The sequence below is a fragment of the Micromonospora sp. NPDC093277 genome, assembly GCF_044765245.1.
Taxonomy (GTDB): Bacteria; Actinomycetota; Actinomycetes; order Mycobacteriales; family Micromonosporaceae; genus Micromonospora.
The window spans coordinates 1-14,710 of sequence record NZ_JBIWJO010000010.1 but is presented as its reverse complement, the minus strand read 5'-3'; the positions used below and the strand labels follow the sequence as shown (position 1 = coordinate 14,710).

General features: G+C 75.2%; 11 protein-coding genes. 3 read left to right on the top strand and 8 right to left on the bottom strand.

Annotated features, from left to right (window positions below):
• The first annotated feature begins 75 nt into the window (after nt 1-75).
• Both ddaH and rocD read left to right on the top strand, forming a co-directional pair.
• Entirely contained in the window at nt 76-891 is an 816-nt protein-coding gene (gene ddaH / locus ACIRG9_RS21975; RefSeq protein WP_402859430.1) for a dimethylargininase, read from the top strand.
• Nucleotides 891-2,105 carry an ornithine--oxo-acid transaminase gene (gene rocD / locus ACIRG9_RS21970; RefSeq protein ID WP_402859427.1) on the top strand — a complete coding sequence of 405 codons (1,215 nt, stop codon included), beginning with the start codon at nt 891-893 and terminating at the stop codon, nt 2,103-2,105. The genes ddaH and rocD overlap by 1 nt, the downstream gene beginning before the upstream one ends.
• Before the next feature lie 137 nt (nt 2,106-2,242).
• On the opposite strand, the gene ACIRG9_RS21965 is transcribed toward rocD, so the two are convergent.
• The 6 genes from ACIRG9_RS21965 to ACIRG9_RS21940 form a co-directional block, all read right to left on the bottom strand.
• Nucleotides 2,243-3,391, bottom strand: a complete 1,149-nt coding sequence (locus tag ACIRG9_RS21965) for an FHA domain-containing protein (RefSeq protein ID WP_402858812.1) — start codon at nt 3,389-3,391, stop codon at nt 2,243-2,245.
• A 160-nt stretch (nt 3,392-3,551) separates the two neighbouring features.
• The gene (locus ACIRG9_RS21960; RefSeq protein WP_402858809.1) at nt 3,552-4,604 is read right to left on the bottom strand and encodes a fatty acid desaturase family protein; all 1,053 of its coding nucleotides are present in this window, start codon (nt 4,602-4,604) and stop codon (nt 3,552-3,554) included.
• 121 nt (nt 4,605-4,725) lie between these two features.
• Nucleotides 4,726-8,325, bottom strand: a complete 3,600-nt coding sequence (locus tag ACIRG9_RS21955) for an SCO7613 C-terminal domain-containing membrane protein (RefSeq protein ID WP_402858806.1) — start codon at nt 8,323-8,325, stop codon at nt 4,726-4,728.
• Between the two features lie 358 nt (nt 8,326-8,683).
• Complete coding sequence (cutA, locus tag ACIRG9_RS21950) at nt 8,684-9,001, bottom strand: divalent-cation tolerance protein CutA (RefSeq protein WP_402858803.1); 318 nt, start codon at nt 8,999-9,001, stop codon at nt 8,684-8,686.
• 56 nt (nt 9,002-9,057) lie between these two features.
• Nucleotides 9,058-10,080 (bottom strand): 1-acyl-sn-glycerol-3-phosphate acyltransferase, encoded by a 1,023-nt coding sequence (locus tag ACIRG9_RS21945; protein WP_402858800.1) that lies wholly within the window; start codon nt 10,078-10,080, stop codon nt 9,058-9,060.
• Entirely contained in the window at nt 10,080-10,913 is an 834-nt protein-coding gene (locus tag ACIRG9_RS21940) for a patatin-like phospholipase family protein (RefSeq protein WP_402858797.1), read from the bottom strand. Before ACIRG9_RS21940 ends, ACIRG9_RS21945 begins: the two co-directional genes overlap by 1 nt.
• A gap of 179 nt (nt 10,914-11,092) precedes the next feature.
• Here ACIRG9_RS21940 and ACIRG9_RS21935 point away from each other — a divergent pair, with 179 nt between their 5' ends.
• Nucleotides 11,093-12,625 (top strand): protein kinase, encoded by a 1,533-nt coding sequence (locus ACIRG9_RS21935; protein WP_402858795.1) that lies wholly within the window; start codon nt 11,093-11,095, stop codon nt 12,623-12,625.
• Nucleotides 12,626-12,629: 4 nt separating this feature from the next.
• On the opposite strand, the gene ACIRG9_RS21930 is transcribed toward ACIRG9_RS21935, so the two are convergent.
• The gene (locus tag ACIRG9_RS21930) at nt 12,630-13,691 is read right to left on the bottom strand and encodes a glycosyltransferase family 4 protein (RefSeq protein ID WP_402859424.1); all 1,062 of its coding nucleotides are present in this window, start codon (nt 13,689-13,691) and stop codon (nt 12,630-12,632) included.
• Between the two features lie 127 nt (nt 13,692-13,818).
• Nucleotides 13,819-14,490: a BON domain-containing protein gene (locus ACIRG9_RS21925; protein ID WP_402858792.1), complete on the bottom strand. Its 672-nt coding sequence runs from the start codon at nt 14,488-14,490 to the stop codon at nt 13,819-13,821.
• Nucleotides 14,491-14,710: the final 220 nt, after the last annotated feature.

The following is a 14,710-nucleotide window of genomic DNA, read 5'->3' as shown; positions in this document are numbered from 1 at the left end:
CCGTTGGACCACGGCGCCAGCCCGTGGGCCGACGGTGGCCGGGGCGCGCCCGACCCCTGGGAGCACGACATGACGATGGACGCCACCCGCCAGCGCTTGCTGATGTGCCGGCCGACGTACTTCGCCGTCGACTACGCGATCAACCCGTGGATGGACCCCACCGCGCCGGTGGACGCCGACCTGGCGATCCGGCAGTGGGAGCAGCTCCGCCAGACGTACGTCGACCTGGGCCACGAGGTCGAGCTGATCGACCCGGTCGCCGGCCTGCCGGACATGGTCTTCGCCGCCAACGGCGGCACGGTGATCGACGGCAAGGCGATGGCGGTGCAGTTCCGCGACCCGCAGCGCGCCGACGAGGCTCCCGCCTACCGCGCCTGGTTCGAGGCCGCCGGCTTCGAGATGTACGACCCGAAGCACGTCAACGAGGGCGAGGGCGACATCCTGCTGGCCGGCGACCACCTGCTCGCCGGCACCGGGTTCCGCACCGCGCACGCCTCGCACGCGCAACTGCAGGAGGTCTTCGGCTACCCGGTGGTCACCATGCAGCTCGTGGACCCGCGCTTCTACCACCTGGACACCGCGCTCACCGTGCTCGACGAGCGGACCGTGGCGTACCTGCCGGAGGCGTTCTCGCCGGGCAGCCGCGCGGTGCTCCGCCGGCTCTTCCCGGACGCGATCCACGCCACCATGGCCGACGCCGAGGTGCTGGGGCTGAACGCGGTCAGCGACGGGCGACACGTGGTGCTGCCCGCCCAGGCCACCGACCTCGCCGCCAAGCTGCGCGACCGGGGCTACCAGACGATCGGGATCGACCTCTCCGAGCTGCGCAAGGCCGGGGGCGGACCGAAGTGCTGCACGTTGCGACTCCGTCAGGGAAAGGCAGTCAAGTGATCATCGACGACATGCTGCGGACGCCCGCCGCAGTACAGGACGCAGAGCGTCACACCGCGCACAACTACCACCCGCTGCCCGTGGTGATCTCGTCCGCCGAGGGCTCCTGGCTGACCGACGTGGACGGTCGCCGCTACCTGGACTGCCTGGCCGGCTACTCGGCGCTGAACTTCGGCCACCGGCACCCGAAGCTGATCGAGGCCGCGCACGCGCAGCTCGACCGGCTCACCCTGACCAGCCGTGCGTTCATCCACGACCAGTTCGCCGACTTCTGCCGGGAGCTGGCCGAGCTGTGCGGCAAGGACCTGGTACTGCCGATGAACACCGGCGCCGAAGCGGTGGAGACCGGCATCAAGGTCGCCCGCAAGTGGGGCTACCAGGTCAAGGGCGTGGCTCCGGGCCAGGCGAACATCGTGGTCGCCGAGGGCAACTTCCACGGCCGGACCACCACCATCGTCAGCTTCTCCACCGACGAGGACGCCCGCGCCGACTTCGGGCCGTACACCCCGGGCTTCACCGTGGTCCCGTACGGCGACCTGGACGCGCTGACCGCCGCGATCGACGAGAACACCGTCGCCGTGCTGCTCGAGCCGATCCAGGGCGAGCAGGGCGTCGTGGTGCCGCCGGAGGGCTACCTGCCTGGCGTCCGCCGGGTCTGCACCGAGCGGAACGTGCTCTTCATCGCCGACGAGATCCAGTCGGGTCTGGGGCGGACCGGCGCGACGTTCGCCTGCGAGCACGAGGGTGTCGTGCCGGACATGTACCTGCTGGGCAAGGCGCTCGGCGGCGGTATCGTGCCGGTCTCCGCGGTGGCCGCGAACGCCGACGTGCTCGGCGTGCTCAAGCCGGGCCAGCACGGCTCGACGTTCGGCGGCAACCCGCTGGCCTGCGCCGTCGCCACCGAGGTGGTCCGGCTGCTCGCCACCGGCGAGTTCCAGCGGCGCTCGGCCGAGCTGGGCGAGCGGCTGCACGCCGGCCTGCGCGGCCTGATCGGCAAGGGCCTGGTCGCCGTCCGGGGCCGGGGCCTCTGGGCCGGCCTGGACATCGACCCGGCGCTGATGACCGGCCGGGAGGCCTGCGAGCGGCTGATGGAGCGCGGCGTCCTGGCCAAGGACACCCACGGCTCGACCATCCGGCTCGCCCCGCCGCTGGTGATCACCGAGGAGGAGATCGACCACGCGGTGGCCCAACTCGCCGCCGTCCTCGAAGCCTGACCTCCCGCCGTACCCCGAAGGGCGCCGGAACCGTCGAGGTTCCGGCGCCCTTCCCCGTCAGATGATCATGAAGTTGGTGTCGCGACCCGCCGGAGCAGTCGACAACAACCTCATGACCGACGCACCCGGGAGGGGGGTCAGGGACGCGGCAGCCGCATGGCCATGGTGGGGGCCTCGGCCATGACCGAGTTGGGGGTGAACTTCGCGTCGCTGGCCAGGTCGGCGGCGCGGCCGACCTGCACACCCGGGTAGAGCTCGATGATGTCGCCGCCGGCCAGCACCCGGGACTGCTGCGGGGCCAGGGCGATCCGGTCCGGTTCGGCCATCGAGCCGCCCGGCCGTACGCCCGAACCGTTGGTGCTGGTGTCGGTGACGATCACCTCGCCGACCCTGAGTTCGAGCCGGACGTGGCTGCGGCTGATCCAGCGCCGCGCCTCGTCGTTGAGCCACTGGCCGAGCACGACCCCGCCGGAGGAGTCCGGTGCCCGACCGATCAGCACCGGCTGGGCCTCGGTCAGCGCGAAGCGCCGCCGGACCAGTCCGCCGATGCGGACCGCCAGCACCTCGGTACGCGGCCGCGGCCCGGCGTCGCCCAGCCGGGCGCCGTGCCGCGGGCAGGTCGGCACGCCGTTACGCAGGGCGGGTGGCGGCTGCCCGGCCGGGGCACGGTCGACCCGGGCCAGGTCGGCGAAGGCGCCGCCGCCCCCGCCGCTGCCGAAGAGCGCGCAGCCGGACTCGGGGCAACGCCACTGCCGGGCCAGCAGCTTCACGCCGGCCGGCGACCGGTTGCCGGAGGCCGGGTTCTGCCCGCCCCCGAGGTGCGCGATGAACACCGGGCCACCGGCCCCGGGCACCGGGGCGAGCACCCGCCCGGCCTGACCGAGCCACGGGTAGCGCCCGCTCAGCCCGTCGAAGCGGACCCGGCTGAGCACCGGCAGCCCGAGCAGATCGGCCACCTCCAGCATTCGATCGCCGGGGTGGTCCAGCACCTCGACCAGGCCGTCGTCGGCCCAGCGCCGGACCACCATCCGTTCGTTGGAGGTCAGGTCGGCGTCGGAGAGCAGGGCCCGGTGCACGATCGCGTAGACCGGGACGCTGTCCTCCTCCATCTGCCGGGACAGGGCGTCGATCACCATGCCGAGCCGCAGCAGGCTGGCCGGCCGCCCGCCGTCCAGATCCTGCCAGCGGATCACCTCGGCCAGGTCCACCACGGCCCGGGCCAGCGAGGGGTCGGTGCAGACCCGTCCCTCGATGGCGTCGAGCACCTTGCTGATCTCGAATCTCATGCGGCACTCCGGGCGCTGTCGTCGATCCACCGGGTCGGGGTCGACCCACCCGGCGCGTCCCGCACCACTTCGGCGGTGAGCACGTCTGCCATGCGCCGACCCTACCGGGCACCCCGGCCCGGCCCCGGCACGGCCTGAGCAGGCCCGGAGCCGCCGGCGGTCACCCGGCCCGCAGCGGGCGCCCGACCTCGTGCAGGTGGGCCAGCGCCTGGCGGTACGACTCGACCAGCCCGGTCTCCGCGTACGGGATGCCCTGCTCGGCGCAGTACGCCTGGACGATCGGCTGGGCCCGGCGCAGGTTGGCCCGGGGCATGTTCGGGAAGAGGTGGTGCTCGATCTGGTAGTTCAGCGCGCCCAGCGCCACGTCCACGAACCGGCCGCCCCGTACGTTCCGCGAGGTGAGCACCTGCTTGCGCAGAAAGTCCAGGTCGTCTTCGGCGGTCGGCATCGGCATGCCCTTGTGGTTCGGGGCGAACGCACAGCCCATGTAGAGGCCCCAGAGCCCCTGGTGGACGGCGATGAAGAGCAGCGCCTTGCCCGGCGACATCACCGCGAACAGCAGGCCGAGATAGCCGGCGGCGTGCGCGATCAGCAGCAGGCCCTCGACCGCGCGGTGCCGCACCGGGGTGCGCCAACGGCCGTCCGGCTCCCGGCCGACCAGCGCCTGCACGCTCGCCACATGCAGCGCCAGCCCTTCGAGCAGGAGCAACGGGAAGAAGAGGAACGCCTGCCGGCGGGCCATCCACCGGCCCAGCCCGCGGGTCTCCGCCGCCTGCTCGTGCGTCCAGACCAGCGCGCCCGCCCCGACATCCGGGTCCTCGTCGGCGTGGTTCGGATTGGCGTGGTGCCGGTTGTGCTTGTCCACCCACCAGCCGTAGCTCAGCCCGACGGTGAGGTTGCCGGCGACCAGTCCGGCCAGTTCGCTCGGGCCGCGCCGGCGGAACATCTGCCGGTGGCCGGCGTCGTGCCCGAGGAACGCCACCTGGGTGGTGGCCACCGCCATCCCGGCCGCCAGCAGCAGCTGCACCCAGGAGTCGCCGACCGCGACCACCACCGCCCAGCCGGCCAGGAAGGCGCCCAGGGTGAGCCCGATCCGGACCGCGTACCAGCCCGGCCGGCGGCCGAACAGCCCGGCCTCGGCGACCCGGCGGGACAGCTGCGCGTAGTCGCTGCCCCGCCGCCCCCGTGGCGCCGCCAGCGTCGATGAGGTCATGCCGATACCCGTCCCCTCGGTCGGTTGTCACGCCAGCGGCGCGACTCTCCGTAACCAAGCATGCCCTGATCGGCTGCGCTGCGTAATCCAGTCTGCACCCCAGCCACGGGTGGGGTTACCCCTACCCCAGTCGGCCGACCAGGGTTCGGAGCCGGGCCAGGTCGCGTCGGCGCCGCTCGTAGGTGGCGGCCAGCGTGATCAGCGCGAGCCCGCCCAGACCGAGGAAGATCCAGCGGGGCAGCAGGTCCCAGCCCCGGGCCAGCTCGTGCAACGCCAGCGGGACCAGCGTGGCCGCGCCCAGCAGGACGGGCGCCTGCCAGCGTCGGACCGCCCCGCCGAGCACCGCGCCCAGTGCCACCAGGCCGAGCGCCAGCCGCCGCCCCGGCTGCGGGACCGGTGCCACCAGCACCGACACCAGGCTGGGCAGCAGCGCCGCGGCGAGCCCCGGCCCGAGCGCCAGCCAGCTGTTCAGGCCGGGCCGGGTCCGCAGCGCCACCAGCCCCGCACCGAGGGCGAGCGCCGCCGCCGGCACGGTGTACGCCTCCAGCACCGTCACCCCGCCCGCGGCCAGCAGCAGCCAGCCGCCGAGTAGTTCGCTGCCGCCCGCCACGCCGGCGAGGACCCGCCGTCGGGCCGGCGGCTCGCCCCGTCGCACCACGCGTACCGCCACGGCTGCGCCCCAGAGCGCGCAGACCGCCGCCGCGTGGCGCAGCGCGCCGACGGTGAGCAGCAGCGCCAGCAGGGCTACCGCCTGCGCCGCGACCTCCAGGGCCGGCGCACCGACCCGGCCGGCCCGGGGCGTTGCGGTGCCGGCCACCGCCGGGGACGGCGCCGCCACGCCGGCCGTCCGGGCGCGCAGCAGCGGCACGGCGTGCAGGGCCGGCACCGCCACGACCAGCACCGCGAAGGCGGCGGTACGCAGCGGCAGCCCGCCGGCCAACGCGGCGGTCACCGCGAAGCCGGTGGCCGCGGTCAGGGTCAGCAGCCAGCCGGCGAGCCGGGTGTCGGCGTGCCGCCCGACCGCACCGACCACGGCCGCCGCGACGACCACCGCGCCCAGCCCGACGAGCGTCCCGGCCCGGGTGGCGAGCAGCCCGCCCAGCCCGGCGGCACCCAGCGCCAGCCCGAGCGGCAGGGCGACCGGCAGCAGCGGCGGACGCACTGCGGCGAGCGCGGCCACCAGCAGCACGGACAGCCCCGTCCCGAACGCCACCGCGGGCACCACCGGCCAGGGCAAGCCGGCCGCCGCCAGCAGCACCGGCAGGGCGATCGCGCCGAACGGCAGCGCGACCAACGCGGGCAGCCACCAGCCACCGCTCCGACGGCCCCAGTCCTGCCCGGGTGCCGGCGTCGTCCGGGGAGTCGCCGCGCCGGGATCGGCAGCCGTCGCCACCCGGGCGTACGCCGCGCCGGCGGCGCCGAGCAGCAGCAGCGCCAGCCCGGCCCGGGCCGCGCCCGGCACCGGCGCCACGGCCGGCACCCCGGACCAGACCGGTACGGGCAGCTCCAGCAGCACCCGCAGGGCTGCCGGGGCGGCGGCGAGCAGCGCCAGCCCGGCCAGCCCGGCGCCGACCACCCGTGGCGCGTCGCCGGGACGGGCCGTCCCGCCGGAAGCGAGGGCGAGCAGCACACCCGCCGCGGCGTAGAGGGCCACCGGTTCGGCGCCGGGTACGACCAGCGGCGCGGACCCGACCGCGGCGAGCGCGACGGCGAAGCCGGTCGAGGCGTACCCGTGCAGGTCGGGCCAGTGTCGACGGACGGTGGGGACGGCGACCACCAGCACCGCGACGGCGACCGCCGCGCCGCGCAGCTGCCACCAGGACGGCGCGCCGAAGCCGAGCAGCGCCACCGCCACCCCCGCCGGTACGGCGAGCAGCGCCGAGCCCAGCGCCCCGCCGGCGACGGCCCGCTGCGCGGCCCCGCCCCGGCGGCCCCGCGCCGCCACGGCCGGGCCGACGGCGGCGAGTACGGCGAGCGCCGCGCCCGCCCCGGCCGGCGCGGCGCAGCCGACCAACAGGGCATGGCCGGAGAGGACCGCCGCGGCCAGGGCGGAGACCAGCACGGTCGAGTGCCGCCGGCTCGGCCGGAGCACGGCACCGGCCAGCAGCGCGGTTGCGGCGACCAGATCGGACGCCAGCACCAGCGGCCACGAGATGTTCGCCCCCGCCGGCGCGGCCAGCACCGCCAGGGCACCACCGATCGCCCCGACCGCCGCCCGGCCCGCCCGGGGCACCAGCAGCGCCACCGCCCCGGCGGTGAGCAGCACGGCGACCGGAAGCTGCCAGCCCCAGGACGGGGTCGGCAACGTCCGCCCGCCCTGCCAGGCCGGGAAGGCGGCGACCGCACCGGCGCCGGCGACGAGCACGGTGAGCGTGGTGGCGGCCAGACCCAGTCCGGCCACGACCACGAACGCGCCCACCCGCGGCCCGACCCGCAGCCGGTGCGGCAGCGACCGCACCGCGCCGGCCGTCCCGACCACGACCAGCCCGGCCGCCACCAGCAGCAGCCCGGGGCGCAGCGCCGCGACCGGCCGGATCAGCGCGGTGGCCAGCGCCGGCACCAGCAGTCCGGCGGCAACCACCCGGTGCACCCGGCCGCCGGCCGCCAACGCCCCGGCGAGCAGGGCCAGCGCCACGAGCACGAGCGGTCCACCGGCCAGCAGCGGAGTGCCGGCCGCCCGGCCGCGCACGAGCAGCACCAACGCGCAGCCGGCCGCGGCGGCGAGCGCGGCGCCGTGCCCGATCCAGCCGAGCACCCACCCGGCGAACACCGCCGATGCCCCGCCGGCCCCGGGTGCCGGTGCGAGCCGGCTCCGCAGGGCCACCACCACCGCGAGGTCGCCCAGCGCCAGGCCGGTGAGGACCACCGCCCAGCCGGCGGCCGACGGCTCGGCCGCGACCACGGCCAGCGGCAGCACCGGCTGCGCGACCAGCAGCGCCGCGAACCACGGCACGGTGAGCCGGCTGAGCCGCGCGTACCCGGCGGCGATCGCCGCGCTGGCCCCCCCGACCAGCGCGGCGTACCGGCTCCCCGGCCAGCCGGCCACCCCGAACAGATCCACCGACCAGGCGGCGTACCCGTCGAGGAGCACCAACAGCAGCCCCACCGCGGCGAACGTCTCGGCGGTGCCGCGCAGCCCACGCCGGCGCGCCACCAGCGGGCCGGCGAGGGCGAGCGCGGTGAGGCCGAGCAGGATCAGCGCCCGGCCGCCGACCCCGAACGCGGCCCAGGCGACCGCGGTGAAGACCACCGCCGCGGTGCCGAGCAGCAGCCCGCCGAGCACGAAGAGCAGGCCCTGCACGGCGCGGGTCGAGGTCTCCGCGCCCCCGGGTCGCGGGTTGGCCACCGACGCCGGCCCACCCGGACCCGGCGGCACCGTACCGACCGCGCCGCGCGACGGCGCCGGCCCGACCGGACCGGCCACCGGCTGCGGTCCGACCGGGCGCGGCGGCACCGAACCTGCCGGGCGCGGCGCGGGAATCTCCGACCGGATCCGTGCGGCCAGCTCCGCCCGAAGCTGCCGGGCCGTGCCGAGCCGGGCCGCCAGCCCCTGGTACGCCACCCGAGCCTGCTCGACCTGCGGTGTCAGCGTGACGATCTCCCGATCCAGCCGGACCACCTCGGCGGCCGGCGGGTACGGCGGGCGACCGCAGCCGGGACAGCCGGAGACGAGATCGGCGGGGGCGCCACAGCCGGGGCAGGGATATCCGGTGTTCTCCACCCGGCCATCATCGTGATCGGCGGGCAGATCGGACAGAGTAGCGGTACCTAGACCCTGATAGCCGGAGGTCACCGCACATCCAGTGGGCCGGTGGATGGCGATGGTGTCGGCGAGGAGTGCCCGGGCGGGCTTTCCATGCAGCACACCTGCGAGAAGAATCGCTTCCGCCAACGCCGTCCGGATGATGATGGACGTCTCGAAAGCGTCATGTCTCTCAGACATATTTATGTCTCAGCGACATGTCGCTCGTCGGCGATGTGCCCGCTGACAGCATCACTGTGAGTAGCGAGCCGTCAGTGTCAGCATGCGCCCGACCGGACGCCGCGGTCGCTGGACTGCGGCACCGTCGGTTGACGGTCTAGGAGGTTTGTTCGCGCACCCAGGCCGCGTAGTCGGGGTTGCCGCTCTCCACCCGGGTCACCAGGATCTCCGGCACCTCGTACGGGTGGGTGGCACGGATCTGGTCGACCAGCGCGGCCACCCGGTCCGAAGTGGTCTTGAACCGCACCGACCACTCGACGGTGGTCTCGATCGCGGACTGCCACCAGTAGGTGCTGTCCACCTGCCCGCCGACCTGGGCGCACGCCGCCAGGCGTCCGGCCACGGCGGCGGCCGCCAGCTCGTCCGCGACCTGCCGGGCGTCCACCACCGTCGTCACCACGCAGATCTGCTCCACGAAGCGCACGATACGTGGGATCCCCGCCAATGCGCCGCGTCCCCACCCGGGAGAGCTCAGCCCCCGGCCGGCCCGTCCCGGTGCGCCGCGATCCACCGGTCGATCCGCGCCCACCAGTCGAAGAGCCACTCGATGCGTTCCTGCTGCCCGGCGGGAATCTCCTCCGGCGGCACCGACCAGAACCGCATCACGATCCGCTTGTCCATCGGCAGTTCCCGCCACACGTCGGTGACGGTGAGCATCCGGTCCAGTCCGGTGTGGGCGACGAAGACGACCCCGGCCTGCGGGGCGGCGTCCAGGGCGGCCAGCAGTCCGCCCGGCTGCGGGGCGAGCACGTGCCGCATCCGCTCCGCGCGGGACGCCATCCGGTCCAGTCCGAGCGCGCGCAGCCGGGCGATGGCCCGCAGCCGCCGACCGGGGGTGAAGTTGCCGCCCTCGGGAAAGATCACAAAAGCGTCGTCGTCGTCCAGGTCCGCGGCAAGGCGGCCGATCTGCGCGACCGCCGCCTCCCGGCCGTCCGGCCCGGGCGCGATGAACCGGTTGGGCAGCCGGTTGAGCAGGACGTCGATCGCCGGGTCCCACTGGAGGCTCTCCTTGAGCACGATCCGCGGTTCCCGGTGGAACCAGTTCACCAGGGCGTGGATCAGGATGAACGAGTCACCGGGCCCGGCGTGCCGGCAGATGACCAGCTCGGGGCGGTCCGGCAGGGCGACGTCCGGGTCGGCGCCGGTCACGTCGATGCGCAGTCGCAGCGCCCAGCGGGAATGCCAGAACAGCACCCGCAGGAACCAGCCGGCGAGGCGGTAGTGCGCCCGTTGGAAGCCCGGCGACCGCTTGCGCGCGCCGAAGCCGGCGGCCAGCCAGAGCGCGAAGAGGGCGAGCAGCGCGGCGGCGTCCCACACCAGGTAGACGGTGCCGATCCAGAGCAGCCGCAGCGGGCGCAGCCGCCCCGGCACCAGCGGCGAGGCGGCCAGCGCCAGCAACGCCCAGGCCGGCAGCGTGGTCACCACGGCGACCGCGAGCAGCACCACGCCGGGAGCCAGCAACAACCGGCGTAGCCACCGGGGCGGCAGCGGCATCAGCGTTCCAGCCGGGTGTCCAGGTAGCGGCGGGAGGCGGTGTACGCGCGGCTGATCCGGCGCCCCACCGCCGCCAGGTCCCGGTACGCCCACGGGCTGTCGTCGCGCGGATCCAGCCCGCCGGTGGGCAGCACGTGCACCTCCACCCCGTCGGGCAGGGCCGCCATCTCCCGGGCGAACCGGTGCCGCCGCGCGATCTCGAAGGCCACCTGGGCGATCTCCCAGGGCCGGCGGGGTGGACTGAGCGCACGCTCGATCCGGCCCACCTGAAGCACGAAGATCTGCCGCGCGCCGAGGTCGACCGCCTCGCCGACCGGGATGGAGTTCACCACCCCGCCGTCGATGTAGTGCTGGCCGTCGATCTCCTTCGGCGGGAGCAGCCCGGGCACCGAGGCGGAGGCGAGCACCGCCGGCACCAGCGGCCCGCTGTGGAACCAGTGCTCGGCGGCGCGCTCGATGTTCGCCGCGCAGCAGCGGAACGGGACCTTCAGATCGGCGAAGGTGGTCTCCTCGCCCAGCTCGTTCTCGAGCAGCCGGCGCAGTGGCCGGGGCGAGTGCAGGTGGGTACGGGCGGCGAACCGGCGCACCTGCCGGGCGATCGAGTCGCCGTACACCTCGCTCGCCTCGGGGGAGGCCCAGAGCCGGACCAGCCGGTCGGTGACCGCCTCGGTCGGGTCGGCGGCGACCAGGGCGCCGTTGACCGCGCCGATCGACGTACCGAGCACCATGTCGGGCCGGATCCGGGCACGGAACAGGGCCCGGAGCATGCCCACCTCGACCGCGCCGAGCACGCCGCCACCGCCGAGCACGAATGCCACCCGACCGCCTGCCATGCCGTTCATCCTGGCACGCGGCAGGTAGGGCGGCCGGCTGGAGCCGACCGGCCCGGGCCGCCGCCGCCACCCCGGAGCAGCCCTCGGAATGCGCCTTGTGACAACGGACCGGACAGCCGTTGACAGCCCGGACACATTCCCGCAACCTGATACCGCTCCCAAGCCCAGGCAGGTGCGATGTGAAGGCGTCACTGCACGCCGGTCGGTTGCTGGCCCGCAGGTACCGGCTCATCGACCAGATCGGGGCCGGCGGCATGTCCGTGATCTGGCGGGCCCGGGACGAGGTGCTGGACCGGATCGTGGCGGTCAAGGTGCTCGCCCCCTCACTCGCCGCCGACACCCGGTTCCGCGACATGGTGCGCGAGGAGGCCCGCTCCGCCGCGCAGCTCGTGCACCCGCACGTCACCGCCGTGCACGACTACGGCGAGACGGTGGCGCCGGACGGCGGCATCACCGCCTTCGTGGTGATGGAACTGCTCAACGGCGAGGAGCTGGAATACCGGCTGACGGCCGGGCCGCTGCCCTGGCGGGAGGCGGTGGAGGTCGGCGCACAGGTGGCCGAGGCGCTGGCCGCGGCGCACCGGCTGGGCATCGTGCACCGGGACGTCACTCCGGCGAACGTGATGATGACCCAGGTCGGTGCCAAGGTGCTCGACTTCGGCATCGCCACCCGGATCGGCGCGCCCGACGAGGACGAGGACGGCGGCACGTTCGGCACCCCGGCGTACGTGGCACCGGAACGGCTGGACGGGGCACCGGCCCAGCCCGCCACCGACGTCTACTCACTCGGCGTGCTGCTCTTCGAGGCGCTGACCGGCCATCCGCCGTACCGGGCGGACACCTGGGAGCAGCTCAGCACCGCGCTCGCCGAGGCCGGGCCGCCGACGCTGGACGGCGTACCCGGGTTGCCGCCGGCGGTCGCGGACGTCTGCCTGCGCTGCCTGGCCCGCGAGCCGCAGCAGCGGCCGACCGCACACCAGCTGGCCACCGTGCTGCGCGACCAGCTCCTGCCGGCCGACCCGCAGGCCGCCACGATGCTCGCCCCGACGATGACCCTGCCGGCGGTCGCCGCACCCGGGTCACCCGGGCCGGCCCCGCACCCCGCCGCAGCACCGGGCCCGGCCGCCGCCCCACCTCGACCCGCGTCCGACAATTCACCCGCCGCGCCGGACGGCGACGTCACCGGCCGGAGGCGGCGACGGGACGGCGGGCGGCGACCGCGGTCCCTGGTCCTGGTGGTGGGCGTGGTGGTGGCCGGCGGCGGTGCGCTGCTGACCCCCACCCTGCTCCCGGACCGACAGCCGTCTCCCGGAGGGCTGCCGACCGTCGAGCCGACGGTGATCCCCTCCACCGGGCCGTCGAGTCCTCACCCGGCACGTACCCAACCGTCGCGCCGCCCGACCCGACCGGCCCCGGCGACCAGCAGCGCCGCGCCGGTGCCACCGACCGGCGGGCTGACCGAGGCGGCCAACCGGATGGACGGGCTGATCGAGCAGGGGCTGGCGGCCGGCCAGATCCGCCGCGATGTCGGTGTCGACCTGCGCAACCTGCTGCACAACGTCGTCGCCGCGACCGGCGAGGGCGCGCTGACCACCGCCGTGGACCGGCTCCGCACCAAGATCGGCGAACGACGACGCGAGGGGAGCATCACCCCGACGTACGCCGAGCGGCTCGACCAGGCGGCCGCCCAGCTAACCGCGGCCCAGGCCTGACCCGTCAGCGGGCGGTGACCGGCACCGGCGCCCGCTGACCGGTCACGGCCACGCGGGCGGCGAGGAAGCTGCGGTAGACGGCCTCGTAGCCGACGGCCATCCGCTCCGCGGAGAAGTTCTCCGCGACGTGCGTCACGCAGTCGGCCGGATCCAGGCGGGACGACTCGAGCAGCGCCGCCGGCAACTCGTCGGGGTCGTCGCAGACCAGTCCGGTCACCCCGGGGCGGACCAGCTCCGGCACGGCGCCCCGGCGCAGCGCCACCACCGGCGTACCGGTCGCCATCGCCTCCACCATCGCCATGCCGAACGGCTCCTCCCACTGGATCGGCATGATCAGGCAGCGGGCGTCGACCAGGAGCCGCAGCGTCGCCTCCCGGTCGGCGTTCAGCACCAGGGTCACGTCGTCGTCCAACAGCGGCTCGACGACCTGCTCGAAGTAGCGCTGCTCGGCCGGCTCGTTGCACTTGCCGGCCAGGGTGAGCGGCAGACCGGCCTCCCGGCAGGCACGGATCGCCACGTCGGGCCCCTTGTCCGGGCTGAACCGGGCGAGCCAGAGCACCGGGCCGCGCCCCGGCGACCACTTGTGCGGGAAGTCCCGCAGCGGCATCGCGTTGTGCACCGTCCCCACCCAGGGCAGCCCGAGGTTCGCCCGGCGCTGGGCGTGGGAGATCGCCACCAGCCCCACCCCGCGGTCGGTGTCGCTGAGCACCGTGCCGTACTCCCCCACCGGGTTGCCGTGCACGGTGGCCACCGTGGGTACCGCCCGGCGGCCGGCGACCAGTGGGCCGATGGTGGTGTGGTCGTGGATCACGTCGAAGTCGGCGGGGTCGATCAGGTGGTTGATCCGCGCCAGGTGGGCCAGTTCGGGCAGGGACTCCCCGAGCCGGGCGTACTGGAGTTCCGGGCCGGTCGACACGAAGTCCGCGGCGGTGCCGTGTTCCCGGCCGCTGCCGAAGATGGTCACCCGGTTGCCCCGCTGGACCAGGGCGTCCACCAGCCCGGCCACCACCTGCTCCAGCCCGCCGTAGCCGGGCGGGGGCACCGACAGCCACGGCGGCACCACCATTGCGATCCGCAACGGCCGATCCCGCGTGCGGTCCGACGGCTGGTGGTTCACGGCCACGAGTCCTCCCCGATGGTCCCGGCGTGCGTGATCGGCGGCGCTTTCCCGGCCTGGTCGGGCGCAAACGGGCTCAGCCGGCCACCACGATCCGGTCCCGTACCTCGCGTACCCCGGGGGTGGCCCAGGCCGCCCGTTCCGCCTCCTCCCGCTGCCACCACGAGCGGACCACACCGTCGAGCACCACGGTGTTCCCGGCGACCCCCACCCTGATCCGCTCCGTGCCGGTCCGCCGCAGCAGGACCCGTTGCAGGTCACGGCGGGTCTGCTCGTCGCTGCCCGGTGCGGGCGGCCGGACCTCGACCAGGTTGGTGACCCCGCGTACGCCGCGCAGGCGGCGCAGCTCCCGCTCGGCGGTACGCCGCTGGAACCCGTACTCCACCTCGCCGCGGAGCATGATCCAACCGTCGGCGACGGTCACGTCCAGTCGCTCGGCGGGGACGAAGCTGTCCCACTCCAGCGCCCGGCTGGCCGCGATCGCGATGTCCGCGTCCGTACGCTCCTCGGCGACGGGCAGGCGTACCTCGATGTCGCTGGCGACGGCGCGGACCCCGCGTACCCGGTGCGCGCAGCGCTCGGCCGCCCAGCGAAGGGCGAAGCTGTCCACCTGGCCGGTGAGCGTCACCACGCCGTCGACCACGGTCACCCCGATGTCGGTGGGCCGGGTCTGCGCGTCCCAGTCCAGCTCGGCGAGCACGTCCCGCTGGATCTCCGGATCGGTACGGACGGCGGCGGTGGTCGTCATGGCGTCCCCTCCCGTGCGGTTTCCCGGTCAGTCGAGGGTGCCGCCGGACGGGGTGAGCCCGGCTCACCCGGACCGGGTGGGAAACAAGAAGCGGCGGGGGGGGGGGGGGGGGGGCGCCCGCCCCCCCCCCCCCCCCCCCCCCCCCCCCCCCCGCGCCGGGGGGGGGGGGGGGGGGGGCCGCCCCCCCCCCCCCTCGGCCGGGTTCACGTCGACCCGAGAC

Coding starts and splice junctions, on each gene's coding strand:
- ACIRG9_RS21945 (WP_402858800.1), bottom strand. CDS start 10,080: ATGCCGCTGCCGCCCCGGTGGCTACGCCGGTTGTTGCTGGCTCCCGGC.
- ACIRG9_RS21965 (WP_402858812.1), bottom strand. CDS start 3,391: ATGAGATTCGAGATCAGCAAGGTGCTCGACGCCATCGAGGGACGGGTC.
- ddaH (WP_402859430.1), top strand. CDS start 76: ATGGACGCCACCCGCCAGCGCTTGCTGATGTGCCGGCCGACGTACTTC.
- ACIRG9_RS21930 (WP_402859424.1), bottom strand. CDS start 13,691: ATGGTGGTGCCGCCGTGGCTGTCGGTGCCCCCGCCCGGCTACGGCGGG.
- ACIRG9_RS21925 (WP_402858792.1), bottom strand. CDS start 14,490: ATGACGACCACCGCCGCCGTCCGTACCGATCCGGAGATCCAGCGGGAC.
- ACIRG9_RS21960 (WP_402858809.1), bottom strand. CDS start 4,604: ATGACCTCATCGACGCTGGCGGCGCCACGGGGGCGGCGGGGCAGCGAC.
- ACIRG9_RS21940 (WP_402858797.1), bottom strand. CDS start 10,913: ATGGCAGGCGGTCGGGTGGCATTCGTGCTCGGCGGTGGCGGCGTGCTC.